Here is a 1,585-nt window from a genome sequence, read left to right as displayed (position 1 = left end):
ACCAGCAGGTTGCTGGCGACGCCGATGACGATGACGGGCACGTCGGGCGGGCATGCCGCCAGGAATTGGGCCAAGTCCTCCTCGTCGGCCGGACGAAACAGCACGTCGGCCGGGCCGCCCACACGGAACCAGGTCAGGGGGCCCAGGGGGGCGTCCGGCGTCAGGCGGCCGCGCACAGGCGGGAGGCGGCGCAGCAGGGCGCCGCCGCGGCTTTCCGCCGTCGCTGTCGCCTCATCCGGGGTGCGCCGTTCCGCCATCATCAGCCGTGGCTCCCCCCGTTCCGGGAACCGGGGATCGCGGTGCCGAACAGCCGGTCCAGTTCCGCCGGCAGACCGTTGGCCCAGGTGGTGATGCTGCCGGCGCCCAGGCAGACCACCAGGTCGCCCGGCCGCGCCATGTCACGGATCATGGAGGGCAGCGCCTCCGGCGACGGCAGGGGCAGGGCGTGGCGGTGGCCATGGGTGCGCAGGCCATCCACCAGCGCCTCCTTGCTGACGCCGGTGATAGGCGTCTCACCAGCGGCATAGACGTCGGCGACGATGACGGCGTCGGCGTCGTTGAAGCAGGTGCAGAATTCCTCGAACAGGCTTTGCAGCCGGGTGTAGCGGTGGGGCTGGACCACGGCGATGGTGCGGCCGGTGCCGGCGGTGCGGGCGGCACTCAGCACGGCGGCGATCTCCACGGGGTGGTGGCCGTAATCGTCGATGACGACGATGCCGTTGGACTCGCCCGTCTTGGTGAAGCGCCGCTTCACGCCGCTGAACTTGGCCAGGCTCTGGCGGATGCTGTCGTCGCCGATGCCCATGTTCAGGGCGACGGCGATGGCGGCCAGGGAGTTCTGGACGTTGTGCAGGCCGTACATGGGCAGGTGCAGGCCGGTGATGGTCCGCTCCTCCCCCGCCACGCGGTCGGAAACGACGACGTCGTAGAAGGCGCCCTGCACCGTGGTCTGCAGGTTGGTGGCCCGCAGGTCGGCCTGGGGGTTGAAGCCGTAGGTGACGATGCGGCGGTCCACCCGGCTGATCAGGGCCTGGACCTCCGGATGGTCGATGCACAGCGCCGCGAAGCCGTAGAACGGGATGTTCTGCACGAACTGGTCGAAGGCTTCCCGCGCCCGGTCGAAGGTGCCGTAGAAGTCGAGATGCTCGGGGTCGATGTTGGTGACCACGGCGATGGTGGACGGCAGCTTGGTGAAGGTGCCGTCGCTCTCATCCGCCTCCACCACCATCCAATCGCCGGAGCCCAGCTTGGCGTTGGTGCCCAGGGCGTTGATGATGCCGCCGTTGATGATGGTGGGGTCGAAGCCGGCGCCGTCCAGCAGCGCCGACACCAGCGAGGTGGTGGTGGTCTTGCCGTGGGTGCCGGCGATGGCGACCGACCACTTCAGGCGCATCAGCTCCGCCAGCATCTCGGCGCGCCGCACCACGGGGATCAGGGCGGCGCGGGCGGCCATGACCTCCGGGTTGTCGCGCTTCACGGCGGAGGAGATGCAGACGACGGCGGCGTCGCCCAGGTTTTCCGCCCGCTGTCCGATGGACACCGGAATGCCCAGGTCGCGCAGGCGCTTGACGTTGTTATTGTCGGC

Annotated in this window: 1 protein-coding gene and 1 pseudogene; both read right to left on the bottom strand. The window is 69.7% G+C overall.

Going from position 1 to position 1,585, the window contains the following annotated elements; genetic code table 11:
* A pseudogene (locus tag I55_RS29120) lies at window positions 1–257 on the bottom strand (hypothetical protein); the annotation flags it as partial.
* Window positions 258–259: 2 nt separating this feature from the next.
* On the bottom strand, window positions 260–1,585 hold a 1,326-nt coding region (gene murC / locus I55_RS29115), incomplete at its 5' end, for a UDP-N-acetylmuramate--L-alanine ligase (protein WP_044564223.1).

This window comes from Azospirillum sp. B4, from assembly GCF_000333275.1.
In the GTDB taxonomy this organism is placed as follows: domain Bacteria; phylum Pseudomonadota; class Alphaproteobacteria; order Azospirillales; family Azospirillaceae; genus Nitrospirillum.
The sequence above is the reverse complement of the archived record's forward strand: the minus strand, read 5'-3'. Positions and strand labels throughout refer to the sequence as shown.